This is a genomic window from Phaeacidiphilus oryzae TH49, assembly GCF_000744815.1.
Taxonomy (GTDB): domain Bacteria; phylum Actinomycetota; class Actinomycetes; order Streptomycetales; family Streptomycetaceae; genus Phaeacidiphilus; species Phaeacidiphilus oryzae.
Genome location: NZ_JQMQ01000005.1, coordinates 1,971,413 through 1,987,480, shown reverse-complemented (window position 1 = coordinate 1,987,480; position 16,068 = coordinate 1,971,413). Strand labels below are relative to the sequence as shown.

The following is a 16,068-nucleotide window of genomic DNA, read 5'->3' as shown; positions in this document are numbered from 1 at the left end:
GAAGGCGTCGATTGAGGGACATACGTGGCGGAAGAGCAGTCCAAGGGCCGCACACGTGAGCGGCGAGGCATGAACCTGAGCGTCACCCAGGTGGTCGCGAGCGCACTGGCGACCGTGGTGGGCGCGATCCTGGCATCCAGGCTCGGGGTGTACGGAACGATCGCCGGCGCGGTGGTGATGAGTGTGCTGTCCACCTCGGGCAGCGCGATATTCACCCACCTCTTCCACCGCACCGGTGACCAGTTGAAGCAACTGGCCGAGCGCAACACCCCGGCCCCGCGGGCAAGCGGCCGATGGCCCGGCGGAGCGGGCCCGGAGAAGCGCCGGGTCCCCCGGGCGGGCAGCGGCGCACCGCGCCGCGGTCCGGTCGGCGACGAGCTGAGCGCGCTGGCGCCCCCGCCGACCGAGCCCCTACCGGCGACGAGGCTCCCCTCGCAGCCGACCCGCCCGCTGAAGAACCCCTCCGGCTTCGACCCGGACCGGGCGCACACCCTGCGGATCCTCTCCCCGGCCGGCGAGGAGGCCCAGGAGAGCGGGACCGAGTCCAAAATCCCCCCCAAATCCGGCACCGAGCCCGAGACCGAGCTCCTCCCGGGCCCCGAGACGGGGATCGCCGCCGACCTGCGCGACGAGGCCGGCCCCGCCGCCCCCGCGCACGAGGTGGCGCCGCCCCGGGTGCCGCCCGAGGACGGCGAGTCCGTCAGCACCTACCGAAGCCGGATCGGCTGGCGCCCCAGGAACTGGAAGGTCGCCCTGCTCGCCCCGCTGCTGGTGTTCGCCCTCGCCATGGGGACGATCACCGCCGTCGAACTGGTCACCGACAAGCCGATCTCCGCCACGGTGCAGGGTGAGGACGGCAGCGGCACCACCCTCGGCGGCGGCCACGACTCTGGCCGCGGCAGGACGACCCCGTCCCCGAGCAACCCGGGCGGCGCCGGCGGCAGCGGTTCCAGCGGCGGACCGAGCGCCGGCCCCTCCGGCAGCGCCGAGCCGTCCTCCGGAGCCTCCTCAGGCAGCGACGGCGGCACCGGCGGCACCGGCGGCGGAACCTCCGCCAGTCCGAGCCCGGAACCCTCCGGCAGCGGCGGCGCCTCCAGCACCCCGTCGAGCGGCGCCTCCGGCGGCTCCGGCGGTTCCGGCGGCTCGGCCGGCCAGGGCTCCACCCAGGGCGCGGGGCAGGGGGCGGGCCAGAGCGCGGGCCAGGGTTCGGCCCAGGACCAGGCCGGTCAGCCGGCCGACTCCGCCACCGGCTGACACCGGCCCGGCATCGCTAAGCTCCCAGCACCCGTCGCAGATAGTCGTTGCCGAACCGCCGCTCCGGGTCCACCCGGTCGCGCAGCGCGAGGAAGTCCGCGAACCGCGGATAGACCTCGGCCAGCTGCGCGGCCTCCCGGGTGTGCAGCTTCCCCCAGTGCGGACGGCCCTGATAGTCCGTCATGATCCGTTCCACCTCGCCGAAGTACCCCCGGACCGGGGTCCCCTGGTAGAGGTGGACCGCGATGTAGCAGGTGTCCCGGCCGTGCGCGGTGGAGAGCCAGAGGTCGTCGGCGGGCGCGAAGCGCACCTCCACCGGGAAGCTGATCCGCCAGTCGGACCGCTCGACCAGGGACTTCACCTCCCGGAGCACCTCGCTCGCGGCGGCCCGCGGAACCGCGTACTCCATCTCGATGAAACGGACCCGGCGCGGACTGGTGAAGACCTTGTACGCGGTGTCCGTGTAGGTGCGCTCGCTCCAGGCGCGGCTGGATATCTGGGCGATCCTCGGGATCACGCCCGGCAGCCGGCGGCCGACCCGGCAGGCCCCCTCCCAGACGGTGTTGGAGACGAAGTCGTCGTCCAGCCACTCCCGAAAGCGCGGCAGCGGGGCGGCCGGTCCGGCGCTGCGGTTGTTGCGCTTGGTGCTGCACCGGTCGGTGTGCGGGAACCAGTAGAACTCGAAGTGCTCGTTCTCCGAGGTGAGTTCGTCGAGCCGGGAGAGCACCTCGTCGAAGCCCATCGGCTGCTCGTGGGCGGTGAGGAGGAAGGCCGGCTCGACGGCGAAGGTCAGCGCGCTGATCACGCCGAGGGCGCCGAGGCCGAGCCGGGCGCCCGCGAAGAGCTCCGGCTCCTTCTCCGCGGAGCAGGTGGTGACCGTGCCGTCGGCCAGCACCAGTTCGACCGCCCGCAGCTGGGCGGCGAGCGAGGCCGAGGAGCGGCCGGTGCCGTGGGTGCCGGTGCTGACCGCGCCGGCCACCGTCTGCTCCATGATGTCGCCCATGTTGGTCAGCGCCAGCCCGGCCGCCGCCAGCAGCCGGTTCAGCTCGACCAGCGGCAGCCCGGACTCGACGGTGACCGTGCCGCCCGCGATGTCCACGTCCCGGATCGCCCGCAGCCGTTCGGGCCGGATCAGCACGCCGTCGGTGACCGCGGCCGGGGTGAAGGAGTGGCCGGTGCCGACCGCCTTCACCGGCAGCCCGTCCGCGGCCGCGGCGCGCACCGCGGCGGCCAGCTCCTCGGTGCCGGCGGGGGACTCCACCCGCCGGGGCCGGGCGCTCTGGTTGCCCGCCCAGTTCCGCCAGGCGACCGGGTCAGCGGAGCTCGCGCTCCCGCGCCCCGGCGCCGGTACCCGGTCCGCGCCCCCCGTCGTGGTCGAAGTCTCCGCCGTGCGCCGTGTCTCTGGCATCCGCTGTGACCGTGCCCTCCCGTTTGGGCGCCGACCTCAGCCGACGCGACCCGAGGAACGCCGTGGCCGCGGCGAGGAGGCCGGCCGAGACGGTCACCAGGTAACCGTGTCCGGCGCCCGCGCCGTCCACCACCCAGCCGCCGGCGGAGGAGCCGAGCGCCACCCCGACCTCGAGCCCGGTGGAGGTCCAGGTCATCCCCTCGGTCAGCTGACGCGCGGGGACGATCCTCTCCACCAGGCCCATCGCGGTGACCATGAGCGGCGAGACGGTGAGCCCGGCGACGAACAGGGCCGCCGCCAGGGCCACGAGGTTCTTCACGACTAGCAGGGGGAGCATACTCACGGCCAGCACGGCCGTACCGGTGAGAAACCTCCGCGGCAGCGGGCCGCGGATCCGCAGCGATCCGTAGACGATCCCGGAGAGCCCGGAGCCCGCCGCGTAGAGCGCCAGCAGCAGGCTGGAGAGCCCCTTGTGGCGGTGGGCGTCGGAGAAGGCCACCGTGACCACGTCCACCGAGCCGAAGACCGCGCCGACCGCGACGAAGGTCGAGGCCAGCACGAGCAGCCCGGGGGAGCGCAGCGCCCCGCCGAGCGGCCCGCCCGCTCCGCCGGCCGGATGTGCCTCCACGGCCGGCTCGGTACGCCGCTGCGCGGTGAACAGCGCCACTCCGACCGCCAGGAAGGCCGCCGAGAGCAGCGGCCCCGCCTCCGGGAAGACCGCCGTGCACAGCCCGACCGAGAGGATCGGCCCGGTGATGAAGCACAGCTCGTCCACCACCGACTCGAGGGAATAGGCGATGTGCAGCAGTTCGTCCGAGCCGCGGTAGAGGCCGGCCCAGCGGGCGCGGACCAGCGCGCCCATGTTCGGCATGCAGCCCGCGCCGACCGCGAGGACGAAGTACGTCCAGGCCGGCGCCCCCCAGCCGGCGCAGGCCAGCAGCGCCAGCACCGAGGCGACCGAGATCGCGGCGGCCGGCCGGGCCACCCGCCGCTGCCCGTACCGGTCCACCAGGCGGGCGATCTGCGGGCCGAACGCGGCGGCCGAGAGGGCCAGGGCGGCCGAGACCGCCCCGGCGATCCCGTACTCGCCGCGGAGCTGGGACAGCATGGTCACCACGCCGATGCCGGTCATCGAGAGCGGCAGCCGGGAGACGAAGCCCGCGGCGGAGAAGCCGAGGGAGCCGGGCGCGGCGAAGATCCTGCGATAGCTGCTCAGCACGGGTGCTCCGGGACAAGGACGTGATCAACCTTCACAGGCTATCCCCAGGAGACCGGCCCCCCGCGGCCCCGCCCCACCGGACCGCTCGGGGGCGGCCTCCCGAGCCCCGGCCGGATCGATGGCAGGATCAAGGCATGCCCGAAGCGCCCGAAACCCCCGCCACCGCGGCCGCCTCGCCGGCCGTCCCGTACGCGCCCTACGACGCCCTGCTGCTGCTCTCCTTCGGGGGGCCGGAGGGGCCGGAGGACGTGGTGCCCTTCCTGGAGAACGTGACCCGCGGCCGGGGCATCCCGCGCGAGCGGCTGGCCGAGGTGGGGCAGCACTACTTCCGGTTCGGCGGGGTGAGCCCGATCAACGAGCAGAACCGCCGGCTGCTCTCCGCGATCCGCGCGGACCTCGCCGAGCAGGGGCTCGATCTGCCGGTCTACTGGGGCAACCGGAACTGGGCCCCCTATCTGACGGACACCCTGCGGGAGATCGCCGCGGCCGGGCACCGCCGGGTGCTGACCCTGGCCACCTCCGCCTACTCCGCCTACTCCGGCTGCCGGCAGTACCGGGAGAACCTCGCCGACGCCCTGCTGGAGCTGCGCGCCGAGGGCGCCCCGGGCGCGAACGAACTCCGGGTGGACAAGCTGCGGGTGTACTACAACCACCCGGGCTTCGTCGGCCCGATGGTGGACGCCGCCCTGGCCGCCCTGGACACCCTCCCGGCCGAGGCGCGGGCCGGCGCCCACCTCGCCTTCACCACCCACTCCATCCCGACCGCGATGGCGGACAGCTCCGGCGCCCCGGACGACCCGGCCCGGTCCCGCCCCGGCGGCGCCTACGTGGCCCAGCACCTGGACGTGGCCCGACTGGTGGCGCAGGGGGTGGCGGACGCCACCGGGGTGGCAGAACGGCCCTGGGAGCTGGTCTACCAGAGCCGCAGCGGCGCCCCGCACATCCCGTGGCTGGAGCCGGACGTCTGCGACCACCTGGAGGCGCTGCACGCCAAGGGCGTGCCGGGCGTGGTGATGGTCCCGATCGGCTTCGTCTCGGACCACATGGAGGTCAAGTACGACCTGGACACCGAGGCCGCGGCCAAGGCCGAGGAGCTGGGCCTGCCGGCCGCCCGGGCGGCGACGGTCGGCACCGACGAGCGCTTCGTCGCCGGGGTGCGCCGGCTGGTGCTGGAGCGGGCGGCCACCGAGCGCGGCGAGCGCCCGGAGCGCTGCGCGTTGGGCGACCTTGGCCCGAGCCACGACCTGTGCCCGGCGGGCTGCTGCCCGGCGCTGCGCGGCTCCCGGCCGGCGGCCGCCGGCGCCGACTGGACCGACTGACGACCCCGATCTCCGAGGAGTACCCGCATGACCGATCCCTCTCCCCAACTGCTGGACGAACTGCTCGCACTGGCGCTTGAGGCGGGCCGCCGGGCAGGCGCCCTGCTGCGCGACGGCCGCCCGGACGACCTGGGCGTCGCCGCCACCAAGTCCAGCCCGGTCGACGTGGTCACCGAGATGGACCTGGCCTCCGAGAAGCTGATCACCGAACTGATCGCCGCCCGCCGTCCGGACGACGGGCTGCTCGGCGAGGAGGGCGCGAGCTCGACCGGGACCAGCGGGGTCCGCTGGGTGATCGACCCGCTGGACGGCACCGTCAACTACCTCTACGGGCTGCCGTGCTGGGCGGTCTCGATCGCCGCCGAGTGGCAGGGCCGGACGGTCGTCGGCGTGGTCGAGGTGCCCTCGCGCGGCGAGACCGTGGAGGCGGTGCTCGGGCGCGGGGCGCAGGTCAACGGGCGGCCGGCGCACTGCCGTCCCTCGCCGCCGCTGGAACGGGCGCTGATCGGTACCGGCTTCGGCTACCTCCGCGAGCGGCGTGAGCGCCAGGCGGCGGTGGTGCAGCAGCTGATCCCGCGGGTGCGGGACATCCGGCGGGCCGGCTCCGCGGCGATCGACCTCAGCGATGTCGGCCTCGGCCGGCTGGACGGCTTCTACGAGCGCGGCCTCAACCCCTGGGACTACGCGGCGGGCGCGCTGATCGCGAGCGAGGCGGGCGCCTCGATCGGCGGCCGCCCCGGCGACGCCCCCTCCCCGGACCTCACCGTCGCCGCGTCCCCCGGCCTCTTCCCCGTCCTCCAGCAGACCCTGGACGCCCTGGGCGCCTGGCACGACTGACCGGCCCCGCCCCGCCCCGCAGGGGCGGCTTTCAGGGGCGCGGGGAACTGCGCGGCCACGCGACTACGGCGCCGCACCCGACAACGGCGCCCGGGTGGCAACCCCAAAGTGCGGATCCCGGGGCGCCGGGGGAGGCGCGGACGCCAGAACCCCGCGCTTCCAGGGGCTGCTGCGCGCAGACCCCCGGGGCGCGGGGAACGTGGAGGGTGAGGACCGTGCGGAGAGAAGCGGAGCGCTCAGCTCGCTGCGGGCAGGCGGCCCGCCACGTCCACACCGTGCTCGGCGGCCAGCCGGCGCAGATCGTCGAGCTCGGCGAGCTCCACCTCGGCCAGGAAGTAGTCGTCGCTTTCCTGGGCGCGGCGCAGATCCTGCTCGGTGTTCCGGATGCGCTGGAGGATGCCGGCGGTGAAGGCGTCCATGGAGCAAGACCTCCTGGCAGATGAGGGGCGGAACAGGACAGGGGCCGGACGGCTCCGGACGCCGGACGCGGCGGCTCGGGTGTGGGTCCCGAGGGTCCCTGCGGGGACGGTCCGGAGGCCGGTGCGGATACCGCACGGCGGGTTTCGGCGGTGCTGGGGATGCTGCGGATGCGAGACGACGCCTGGGGGGTGGATACGGGGACCCAGGCGTGTGATCGCGGTGCAGTCGTCCTGCCCCTCCGGCTCACGCCGGAAACCTGCGGCCGTGGGGGAATCCTCCGTCGAGCGCGCCCGCTTACCAGTCCTTTACCGCGAGGAGGGGCAGGATGGGAGGCCAAGGGGATCAGCGCGGAGCTGAGCGCTCACCGAGGAAAGGGAGCACGCGGTGCGGGTACTCGTGGTCGAGGACGAGCAGCTGCTCGCCGACGCCGTCGCCACCGGCCTGCGCCGGGAGGCGATGGCGGTGGACGTCGTCTACGACGGGAAGGCGGCGCTCGACCGGATCGGCGTCAACGACTACGACGTGGTCGTCCTGGACCGCGACCTGCCTCTGGTGCACGGCGACGACGTCTGCCGGGCCATCGTCGAGCAGTCGCTGCCCACCCGGGTGCTGATGCTCACCGCGGCCGGCGACATCAGCGACCGGGTCGCGGGTCTGGAGCTCGGCGCGGACGACTATCTCCCCAAGCCGTTCGCCTTCAGCGAACTCGTCGCCCGGGTGCGGGCGCTGGGCCGCCGGGCGACCATCCCGCTGCCGCCGGTGCTGGAGCGCTCCGGGATCACCCTCGACCCGTCCCGCCGCGAGGTGCTGCGGGACGGCAGGCCGGTGGCGCTCGCGCCCAAGGAGTTCGCCGTCCTGGAGGTGCTGCTGCGGGCCAACGGCGCCGTGGTCTCGGCCGAGCAGCTGCTGGAGAAGGCCTGGGACGAGCACACCGACCCGTTCACCAACGTCGTCCGGGTGACCGTGATGACCCTCCGCCGCAAGCTCGGCGAACCCGCGGTCATCGTCACCGTCCCCGGCTCTGGCTACCGGATCTGAGATGCGACACGAAACCCCCTCCGGCGAGCCCGCGCGGGCCCCCGCCGAGCCCTCGCCCGAGCAGCAGTCCCCGCCCACCGTCCGGGAGTGGGGCTCGATACCGGAGGGCGATCCGGAGCGCACCACCATCGTGCTGCCCTTCCGGCCCACCATCAGGATCCGCCTCACCCTCCTCTACGGGGGGATGTTCCTGGCGGCCGGCATCGTGCTGCTGCTGCTCATCTACTTCCTGGCGAACGACGCCATCACCGAGGCCACCCGCACCCCCTACACCTTCGACAACAGCGTCACGGTGCAGATGAACGGGCAGACCCTGACCGGCCACCAGTTCCAGGAGCTGATGAACGGCTGGCAGTCCGACCTGCGCCACCAGGCTCTGGTCGATCTGCTGCGCCGGTCGATCAGCGCCCTGGTCGCCCTCACCCTGATCGCCTTCGCCTTCGGCTACGCGATGGCCGGCCGGGTGCTGCGGCCGCTCGGCCGGATCACCCGCACCGCCCGCGAGGTGGCCGGCTCCGACCTCCACCGCCGGATCGAACTGGAGGGCCCGGACGACGAGTTCAAGGAGCTCGCGGACACCTTCGACGACATGCTGGACCGCCTCGACCGGTCCTTCGAGACGCAGCGCACCTTCGTCGCCAACGCCTCCCACGAGCTGCGCACCCCGCTGGCGATCAACCGCACCCTGCTGGAGGTGCAGCTCTCCGACCCGCAGGCCTCCGCCGACCTCCAGCAGCTGGGGAAGACCCTGCTGGCCACCAACGAGCGCAGCGAGCAGCTGGTGGAGGGCCTGCTGCTGCTCGCCCGCAGCGAGAACGAGCTGACCGACCGCCGCCCGGTCGACCTGGCCGAGGTCGGCGCCCAGGCGCTGGAGCAGGTGCGTCCTGAGGCCGAGAGCAGGGGTGTGGAGCTGCGCTCGGAGCTGCGTCCCGCGGTGGTCGCGGGGAACGGGGTGCTGCTGGAGCGGATCGCGCTCAACCTGACCCAGAACGCCGTCCGCTACAACCTGCCGGAGGACGGCTGGGCGGAGGTCTCCATCTCGGAGAGCGGCGGCTACGGGGTGCTGGTGGTGACCAACTCCGGACCGCAGGTCCCGGGGTACGAGCTGGAGCACATCTTCGAGCCGTTCCGGCGGCTGAAGGGGAAGAACAGGACCGGCAGCGACAAGGGCGTCGGACTCGGCCTCTCGATCGTCCGCTCGGTGGTCCGCGCCCACGGCGGGGCGATCGAGGTGACCGCCCGTCCGGAGGGCGGTCTGGGCGTCCGGGTGCGGATTCCGAAGGCGCCGCCGAAGGCCGAGGCGTCCCGCAACGACTGACGGAACGGGTGACGAAAGTCCCGGCGATTCATTGCCCTATGTCCAGAAAAAGCCGCTGATGTAGCGGTACCGTGACCAAGTTCACACGCGTGTTCGCGCGGCGGGCGCCCGGTAGTGGGAACCAGCCAAACCGCTATTCGCCGCTGATCACGCCGAGTAGCCGAATTCTCGGCCGCCCGCTAGGTTTTCTGCGGCCTCGGTCACGGTAAGTGGCCGTCAGTCGAAGTGCGAGGGCGGCGGCACGTGGAAGCGGCACCCGTCTCGGACGTCCGAACCGATCACCTCTTCGGGGGTGCGGTTGGGTGTCGATTGAGTAACGGGGCTTGAAGTAGGGCAAAATCTCCGCTTCGGGTCGGGCACAAGACCGACCCCCCGCGCGTTACGTGCGCTGGAGATACCGCACGCACCCACAGGGGGAGAGCGACATGGCAACCGATTACGACACGCCACGCAAGACCGATGACGACCTCAACGAGGACAGCATCGAGGAACTGAAGGCCCGTAGGAACGACAAGTCGACCAGCAACGTCGACGTCGACGAGTTCGAGCAGGCCGAAGGTCTGGAGCTGCCCGGCGCGGACCTTTCCAATGAGGAGCTCTCGGTTCGCGTCCTCCCGCGCCAGGCCGACGAGTTCACCTGTTCCAAGTGCTTCCTGGTGCACCACCGCAGCCAGCTGGCCGCCGAGAAGAACGGGCAGCCGATCTGCCGTGACTGCGCCGCCTGAGGGCGCTCCCGGCTGTCACCCGATCATCGCTGACCATGCCCAAGGGAGGTCTCGTGGGACCGTTCCGAAAGCAGGACGAGCAGGGGAAACGCAGGGAGAAGCGCCCGGTGGGCACCACGGGCGGAGAGGACGGGCAGGGCGGGCCGGCCGGCGCCACCGGCGATGAGCTCGCCCGGCTCGTCACGACCGACCCGGACACACTGGAGCACGACGCACGCGAGCGGGGCCGCCGTCTGGCCTCGCTCGCGTCCGCGTTGCGGCGGGGCACCGTGGACGGAGTCGCCCGCGGCGGACGCGCCGCCGGACGCGGCGCCATGATCAGCGTGCAGGCGCTGGCCGACCGGCTGCTCGACGCGGCCCCCCGGATCCCGGTCCGTGACCTGGCGACGCTGCGAGCGCAGCACCCCAGGGCCGAGACCCCGGAGGAGCTCGCCGACAAGATCGTCTCGGGGGCCGCGAGGTCCTCGGCCGCCGTCGGGGCCGGGGTCGGCAGCGCGGCGATGCTGCCCACGCCGCCCGCGATGCCGGTGGAGATCGCCGCGGACGTCTTCGGCGCCGCCGCGGTGGAGTTCAAGATGATCGCCGAGCTGTACGCCGTCTACGGCCAGCCGGCGACCGGGAACGCGACCCAGCGGGCCGGCGCCTACCTCGCGGTGTGGACCGAGCGCCGCGGCATCGACATCACCAAGCCGGCCGGACTGGCCGCGCTCAGCACCGGAGGCGAGCTGCGCCGCCAGCTGCGCCGCCGGCTCACCCGCAGCTCCATGCGGAAGCTGCCCTCGCTCGCCCCGCTGCTGATGGGTGCCGTCGTGGGAGCCGAGCTCAACCGACGGGACACCTTCAAACTGGCCCAGGAGGTCCGGCGCGAACTGCGTCGCCGGGAGCCCACCGAGCGCGGCTACTGGGCCGCGGCGCTGGAGGCCCGTCCCGCCGACCGCGACCGCTGACCCCCGCGCGACCGCTCAGGGGCCGCTGACGGGCCCGGGGACCGCCCCCGCCCCCGCCCGCCGCCGCCCCCGCGAACCTCCAGGTGGGGCCGTCAGGCCTGTTCTGGGGCCTGCGCCGCCCCGGCGCCGGACTCCGCCTCGGCGGCCGACTTCGCCAGCTGCTTCGACTTGGCCTTGGCCAGCGCCTTCGCCAGCCGCTCCGGGGTACGGGTGGAGAGGTAGGCGTAGGGGGTCGGGTCCGCAGGGTCGGTGATCTCCACCCGCAGCGCCGTCCGGACGTACGAGCGGAGCAGCATGAAGGCCCGCGGGTCCGCCTTGGCCGTGCGCCACTTGAAGGCGCCCTCCTGGTCCAGCGGCTCGGCCTCGCCGAGCGCCTCGACGGGGATCCGGGCGTCGCCCGCGACCAGCAGTCCCTGGGTGACCCGGATCCGCACCGAGCCGTAGGAGCTCAGCAGCATCGCCGCCACCGCGGCGCCGGCGACCAGGCCGATGATGCCGGGCACCAGCCCGAAGAAGAGGAAGATCAGCCCGAAGGAGATGCCGCTGCCGACCGGCAGCAGCCACCACGACGGCGGGGCGGAGAGGCGTTCGTCGTACATGGCCTCCATTCTGATACCTCCCCGCCCCGGGGAGGAGACAGCCCCGCCGCTGCGGCCCCGCCGCCGCGAGCCCCGGGGAGGCGGCCGGGACGGTAGGCTCGGGCCCTTCCGGTACCACCGTTCCGAGGAGCACCACCGCACGTGTCCGGCGAGCGCGCCCCCGTCGATGTGATGATCCGTCGACTCGACCCCGAACTGCCCCTGCCGGGCTACGCCCATCCCGGCGACGCGGGCGCCGACCTCCGCACCGCGGTGGACGCGGAGCTCGCCCCCGGGGAGCGGGCGCTGCTGCCCACAGGGGTGGCGATCGCCCTCCCGGAGGGCTACGCGGCCTTCGTCCACCCGCGCTCCGGCCTGGCGGTGCGCTGCGGCGTGGCGCTGGTGAATGCCCCGGGGACCATCGATGCCGGGTACCGTGGAGAGATCAAGGTGATCGTCGTAAACCTGGACCCGCGCGAGCCCGTGCGTTTCCAACGCGGTGATCGCATCGCGCAACTGGTGGTCCAGCAAGTGGAGAGGGTGCGGTTCCTCGAGGTGGACGGGGGAGACGGGGAGACCGGCGGGGCCGACGCGCTCGGGCTGCCCGCATCGGCCCGCGCCGACGCCGGGTTCGGGTCGACTGGCGGTCACGCCGCGGCTACCCTGCCCCGGGGGAAAACCGCTTCCGCTCCCCATCGGGAAGGACAGTGACCGTGTTCGGTCGTCGCCGTAAGAGCGAGGACGCTGCCGATCAGCAGGGCCAGGCCGAGGCCGGCCTGGAGTACGCCGAGGACACCGGCGTCGAGGCCGCCGACTCCGAGGAGGACCGCGTCGGGCTTCCGCCCGCGCCACGTCCGGACGGTCCGTGGGACCTGAGCGAGATCAGCGAGGACGGCGCGGACCCGCACGAGGGCCGGGTCGACCTCGGCGGACTGCTGGTGCCCATGGTCCAGGGCATGGAGCTGCGGGTCGAGGTGGCCGGCGACTCGATCGTCGCGGCCACCCTGGTGGTGGGCAGCAGCGCGATCCAGTTGCAGGCGTTCGCCGCGCCGAAGTCCGAGGGGATCTGGTCCGAGGTCCGGGCCGAGATCGCCGCCGGCATCACCCAGCAGGGTGGTGTCGTGGACGAGGAGGAGGGCCCGCTCGGCTGGTCGCTGCGGGCCCAGGTGCCGGTGCAGCTGCCGGACGGCGCCCACGGCGTGCAGGTGGTCAGGTTCATCGGCTGCGACGGCCCGCGCTGGTTCCTGCGCGGAGTGATCTCCGGCCAGGCCGCCGTGCAGCCGGAGGCGGCCGGACTGCTGGAGCAGGTCTTCCGGGAGACCGTGGTGGTCCGCGGGGAGGCGCCGATGGCGCCGCGCGACCCGCTGGTGCTGAAGCTTCCGGACGACGCGCAGATGGTGGCCGACGGGCTGCCGCAGCAGTCCGCGACGGCCGACGGCGAGGAGAGCCGCTTCGCCGGCTCGGCCTCGCTGAACCCGTTCGAGCGCGGCCCGGAGATCACCGAGGTCCGCTGAGGCGGTCCGCAGCAGTCCCCGCGCCCCCGGTGGTCGGCCCTTCGCGGCCGCTCGCCGGGGGCGCGGGGTTTGGTGCCCCCCTTCCTCGCAGGTCAGCGCTAAGGCCGCGCTAATTCGTCCGGGGCGGGGGCGCACCGGGCCTCGTTCGCCGCGGACGTCGCATACGCTCCAATCGACGTGAGTAATCGACGTGGGTCGTCGACTCGACCGGAGAACGGAGCCATGGCGCGCGGCACGCTGCGGATATACCTCGGGGCAGCCCCCGGCGTGGGCAAGACCTACGCCATGCTCGCCGAGGCGCGCCGCAGGCGGGACCGGGGCACCGACGTCGTCGCCGGGCTGGTCGAGGACCACGAGCGGCCGCTCACCCGGGAGCTGGCAGCGGGCCTCGAGATCGTCCCGCGCAGGGAACTGGTCCACCGCGGCAGCGCCTTCACCGAGATGGACGTGGACGCCGTGCTGGCCAGGCGCCCCGCCGTGGCCCTGGTCGACGAGCTGGCCCACACCAACGTCCCCGGCTCGCGCAACGAGAAGCGCTGGCAGGACATCGAGGAGCTGCTGGACGCCGGGATCGACGTCATATCCACCCTCAACATCCAGCATCTGGAGTCGCTGGGGGACGTGGTCCGGGGGATCACCGGGGTGCGGCAGCAGGAGACCGTGCCGGACGAGGTGGTGCGCCGGGCCGACCAGGTCGAGCTGGTGGACATGACGCCGGAGGCGCTCCGCCGCCGCCTCGCCCACGGCAACGTCTACCCGGCCGGGCGGGTGGACGCGGCGCTCTCCAACTACTTCCGCCCCGGCAATCTGACCGCCCTTCGGGAACTGGCCCTGCTGTGGACCGCCGACCGGGTCGACGAGTACCTCCAGAAGTACCGCGCGGACCACGCGATCAAGGCCAGCTGGCCGGCCAGGGAGCGGATCGTGGTCGGTCTCAGCGGCGGCCCCGAGGGCCGCACCCTGATCCGCCGGGCGGCGCGGATCGCGGCCAAGGCGGGCAACGAGCTGCTCGCCGTCTACGTGGCCCGCAGCGATGGGCTGACCGGCGCCTCGCCGTCCGAGCTGACCGTCCAGCGGGGGATGGTGGAGAACCTCGGCGGATCGTTCCACCAGGTCCTCGGGAACGACCCGGCGGCGGCGCTGCTGGAGTTCGCCCGCGGGGTCAACGCCACCCAGATCGTCGTCGGCAGCAGCCGCCGGCGGCCGTGGCGGCGGGTGCTGGGGCCCGGGGTGGGCGCCGGAGTGGTCCGGGGGTCCGGGGACTTCGGCGACCTCGACGTCCATCTCGTGCCGCACGAGGCGGTGCCCCCGCAGCGGACCAGGCCGGTCCGGCGGATGGCGGTGCTGGGCGCCCGGCGGGTGATCGCCGGCTGGCTGGTCGGACTCCTCGGGCCGATCCTCCTCACCGCGCTGCTGATCGCGCTGGGCGGCGACAGCGCCCTGCTGCCGACCGACATGCTGCTCTTCCTCAGCCTCACCGTGACGGCGGCCCTCCTCGGCGGCCTGTTCCCGGCCCTGGCCTCGGCGCTCTTCGGCTCCGCGCTGCTCAACTGGTACTTCACCCCGCCGCAGCACACCCTGACCATCCAGTCGCCGCAGAACATCCTGGCGCTGGCGATCTTCGCCGCGGTCGGGCTGTCGGTGGCCTCGGTGGTCGACCTGGCCGCCCGGCGCACCCTGGACGCGGCCCGCAGCCGGGCCGAGGCGGAGACGCTGAGCCTGCTGGCCGGCAGCGTGCTGCGCGGGGAGACCGCGCTGGAGGCCCTGCTGGAGCGGCTGCGGGAGACCTTCGGTCTGGAGTCGGTGGCGCTGCTGGAGCGGGACGGCGGGAACGGGGCCTTCGGCCGGTGGACCATCGCCGGCTCGGTGGGCCCGCGCCCGGCCGGACGGCCCGAGGACGCCGATGTGGACGTGCCCGTGGGCGACCGGCTGGCGCTGGCCCTCAGCGGCCGGGTGCTGCCCGCCGACGACCGCCGGGTGCTCGGCGCCTTCGCCGCCCAGGCGGCGGTGGTGCTGGACCGCAACCGGCTGGCCGACGAGGCCGCCAGGGCGCGCCGGCTGGCCGAGGGCAACCGGATCCGCACCGCCCTGCTGGCGGCGGTCTCGCACGACCTGCGGACGCCGCTGGCCGGGATCAAGGCGGCGGTCTCCTCGCTGCGCGCCGAGGACGTGGACTGGGCGCCGGAGGACGAGGCGGAGCTGCTGGCCGGGATCGAGGCCGGAGCCGACCGGCTGGACCAGCTGATCGGCAACCTGCTGGACATGAGCCGGCTGCAGACCGGCACCGTGGCGCCGCTGCTCCGCCCCGTCGGCCTGGACGAGGTGGTGCCGATGGCGCTGCACGGGGTGCCGCCCGGCTCGGTGCGGATGGACGTGCCGGAGTCCCTGCCGCTGGTCTCCGCCGATCCGGGCCTGCTGGAGCGGGCGGTGGCCAACGTGGTGGAGAACGCGGTGAAGTACGGCGGCGGGGCGGGCCCGGTGGTCGTCTCGGCGAGCGCGCTGCGGCTGCCCGGCGAGCGGCCGCGGGTCGAGCTGCGGGTGGCGGACCGCGGCAGGGGCATCCCGGACCATGCCAAGGAGGCCGTCTTCGAGCCCTTCCAGCGGCTCGGCGACTCCTCCTCGCGGGCGGCGGGGGTGGGCCTCGGGCTCGCCGTCGCCCGGGGCTTCGTGGAGGCCATGGGCGGCAGCCTGAGCGCGGAGGACACCCCGGGCGGCGGGCTGACCATGGTCTTCACCCTTCCGGCCGGTACGCCGGCCGACGACTCCCACGAGTCCGACGAGTCCGACGAGAGAGGCCGTGCCGCATGACGCGGGTGTTGGTGATCGACGACGAGCCGCAGATCGTGCGCGCTCTGGTGATCAATCTGCGGGCCCGGAAGTACGAGGTGGACGCGGCTCACGACGGCACGTCGGCGCTGGAGCTGGCCGCCGCCCGCCACCCCGACGTGGTCGTCCTCGACCTGGGGCTGCCGGACATGGACGGGGTGGAGGTGATCAAGGGGCTGCGCGGCTGGACCCGGGTCCCGATCATCGTCCTCTCCGCCCGGCACGCCTCGGACGAGAAGGTCGACGCGCTGGACGCGGGCGCCGACGACTACGTCACCAAGCCCTTCGGGATGGACGAGCTGCTGGCCCGGCTGCGGGCCGCGGTCCGCCGGGCCGCTCCGGCCGGCCCCGGCGGCGACGACGCGGTCCTCGAGACGGACTCCTTCACGGTCGACCTGGCGGCCAAGAAGGTGGTCAGGGACGGGGCGGACGTGCGGCTCACCCCGACCGAGTGGCACCTGCTGGAGGTGCTGGTGCGCAACGCCGGGCGGCTGGTCAGCCAGAAGCAGCTGCTGCGCGAGGTGTGGGGGCCCGCGTACGGGACGGAGACCAACTACCTGCGGGTCTACATGGCGCAGCTCCGCCGGAAGCTGGAGGGGGACCCGGCGCACCCGCGGCATTTCATCACCGAACCGGGGATGGGTTACCGCTTCGAAGCCTGATCT

General features: G+C 73.8%; 15 protein-coding genes. 11 read left to right on the top strand and 4 right to left on the bottom strand.

The features are described 5' to 3' along the window. Positions 1-69: 69 nt before the first annotated feature. A complete protein-coding gene (locus BS73_RS13005; protein ID WP_037571966.1) occupies positions 70-1,254 on the top strand; it encodes a hypothetical protein in 1,185 nt (394 codons plus the stop codon). Between the two features lie 16 nt (positions 1,255-1,270). Here BS73_RS13005 and BS73_RS13000 read toward each other — a convergent pair whose 3' ends face one another. Continuing rightward, on the bottom strand, positions 1,271-2,662 hold the full coding sequence (locus tag BS73_RS13000; protein WP_084704018.1) for a D-arabinono-1,4-lactone oxidase: 1,392 nt from the start codon (positions 2,660-2,662) through the stop codon (positions 1,271-1,273). Next, complete coding sequence (locus BS73_RS12995; RefSeq protein WP_063836978.1) at positions 2,568-3,881, bottom strand: MFS transporter; 1,314 nt, start codon at positions 3,879-3,881, stop codon at positions 2,568-2,570. Before BS73_RS12995 ends, BS73_RS13000 begins: the two co-directional genes overlap by 95 nt. 134 nt (positions 3,882-4,015) lie before the next feature. Between BS73_RS12995 and BS73_RS12990 the strand changes: the two genes are divergently transcribed. Next, positions 4,016-5,200 carry a ferrochelatase gene (locus BS73_RS12990; protein ID WP_037571964.1) on the top strand — a complete coding sequence of 395 codons (1,185 nt, stop codon included), beginning with the start codon at positions 4,016-4,018 and terminating at the stop codon, positions 5,198-5,200. Between the two features lie 27 nt (positions 5,201-5,227). Further along, positions 5,228-6,037 carry an inositol monophosphatase family protein gene (locus BS73_RS12985; RefSeq protein WP_037571962.1) on the top strand — a complete coding sequence of 270 codons (810 nt, stop codon included), beginning with the start codon at positions 5,228-5,230 and terminating at the stop codon, positions 6,035-6,037. 236 nt (positions 6,038-6,273) lie between these two features. Here BS73_RS12985 and BS73_RS12980 read toward each other — a convergent pair whose 3' ends face one another. Next, positions 6,274-6,456, bottom strand: a complete 183-nt coding sequence (locus tag BS73_RS12980; protein ID WP_037571960.1) for a hypothetical protein — start codon at positions 6,454-6,456, stop codon at positions 6,274-6,276. Between the two features lie 385 nt (positions 6,457-6,841). On the opposite strand from BS73_RS12980, the gene BS73_RS12975 reads away from it, so the two are divergent. The 4 genes from BS73_RS12975 to BS73_RS12960 all read left to right on the top strand — a co-directional run bounded on the left by BS73_RS12975 (position 6,842) and on the right by BS73_RS12960 (position 10,485). Beyond that, positions 6,842-7,495, top strand: a complete 654-nt coding sequence (locus tag BS73_RS12975; RefSeq protein ID WP_037571958.1) for a response regulator transcription factor — start codon at positions 6,842-6,844, stop codon at positions 7,493-7,495. A 1-nt stretch (position 7,496) separates the two neighbouring features. Further along, positions 7,497-8,813: a sensor histidine kinase gene (locus tag BS73_RS12970; protein ID WP_084704017.1), complete on the top strand. Its 1,317-nt coding sequence runs from the start codon at positions 7,497-7,499 to the stop codon at positions 8,811-8,813. A 425-nt stretch (positions 8,814-9,238) separates the two neighbouring features. Next, entirely contained in the window at positions 9,239-9,538 is a 300-nt protein-coding gene (locus BS73_RS12965) for a DUF4193 domain-containing protein (RefSeq protein WP_037571956.1), read from the top strand. A gap of 53 nt (positions 9,539-9,591) precedes the next feature. Further along, positions 9,592-10,485 (top strand): hypothetical protein, encoded by an 894-nt coding sequence (locus tag BS73_RS12960; protein WP_235215396.1) that lies wholly within the window; start codon positions 9,592-9,594, stop codon positions 10,483-10,485. 92 nt (positions 10,486-10,577) lie between these two features. Here the strand turns inward: BS73_RS12960 and BS73_RS12955 are convergent, their stop codons facing one another. After that, complete coding sequence (locus BS73_RS12955; RefSeq protein ID WP_407675006.1) at positions 10,578-11,084, bottom strand: DUF3093 domain-containing protein; 507 nt, start codon at positions 11,082-11,084, stop codon at positions 10,578-10,580. A gap of 141 nt (positions 11,085-11,225) precedes the next feature. On the opposite strand from BS73_RS12955, the gene dut reads away from it, so the two are divergent. The 4 genes from dut (at position 11,226) to BS73_RS12935 (ending at position 16,065) form a co-directional block, all read left to right on the top strand. Continuing rightward, positions 11,226-11,774, top strand: coding sequence for a dUTP diphosphatase (gene dut, locus BS73_RS12950; protein ID WP_037571954.1), 549 nt, complete (start codon positions 11,226-11,228; stop codon positions 11,772-11,774). A gap of 2 nt (positions 11,775-11,776) precedes the next feature. Next, a complete protein-coding gene (locus tag BS73_RS12945; RefSeq protein ID WP_037571953.1) occupies positions 11,777-12,577 on the top strand; it encodes a DUF3710 domain-containing protein in 801 nt (266 codons plus the stop codon). A gap of 222 nt (positions 12,578-12,799) precedes the next feature. After that, the gene (locus BS73_RS12940; RefSeq protein ID WP_051939877.1) at positions 12,800-15,385 is read left to right on the top strand and encodes a sensor histidine kinase; all 2,586 of its coding nucleotides are present in this window, start codon (positions 12,800-12,802) and stop codon (positions 15,383-15,385) included. After that, complete coding sequence (locus BS73_RS12935) at positions 15,382-16,065, top strand: response regulator (protein WP_037571951.1); 684 nt, start codon at positions 15,382-15,384, stop codon at positions 16,063-16,065. Before BS73_RS12940 ends, BS73_RS12935 begins: the two co-directional genes overlap by 4 nt. Positions 16,066-16,068 lie beyond the last annotated feature (3 nt).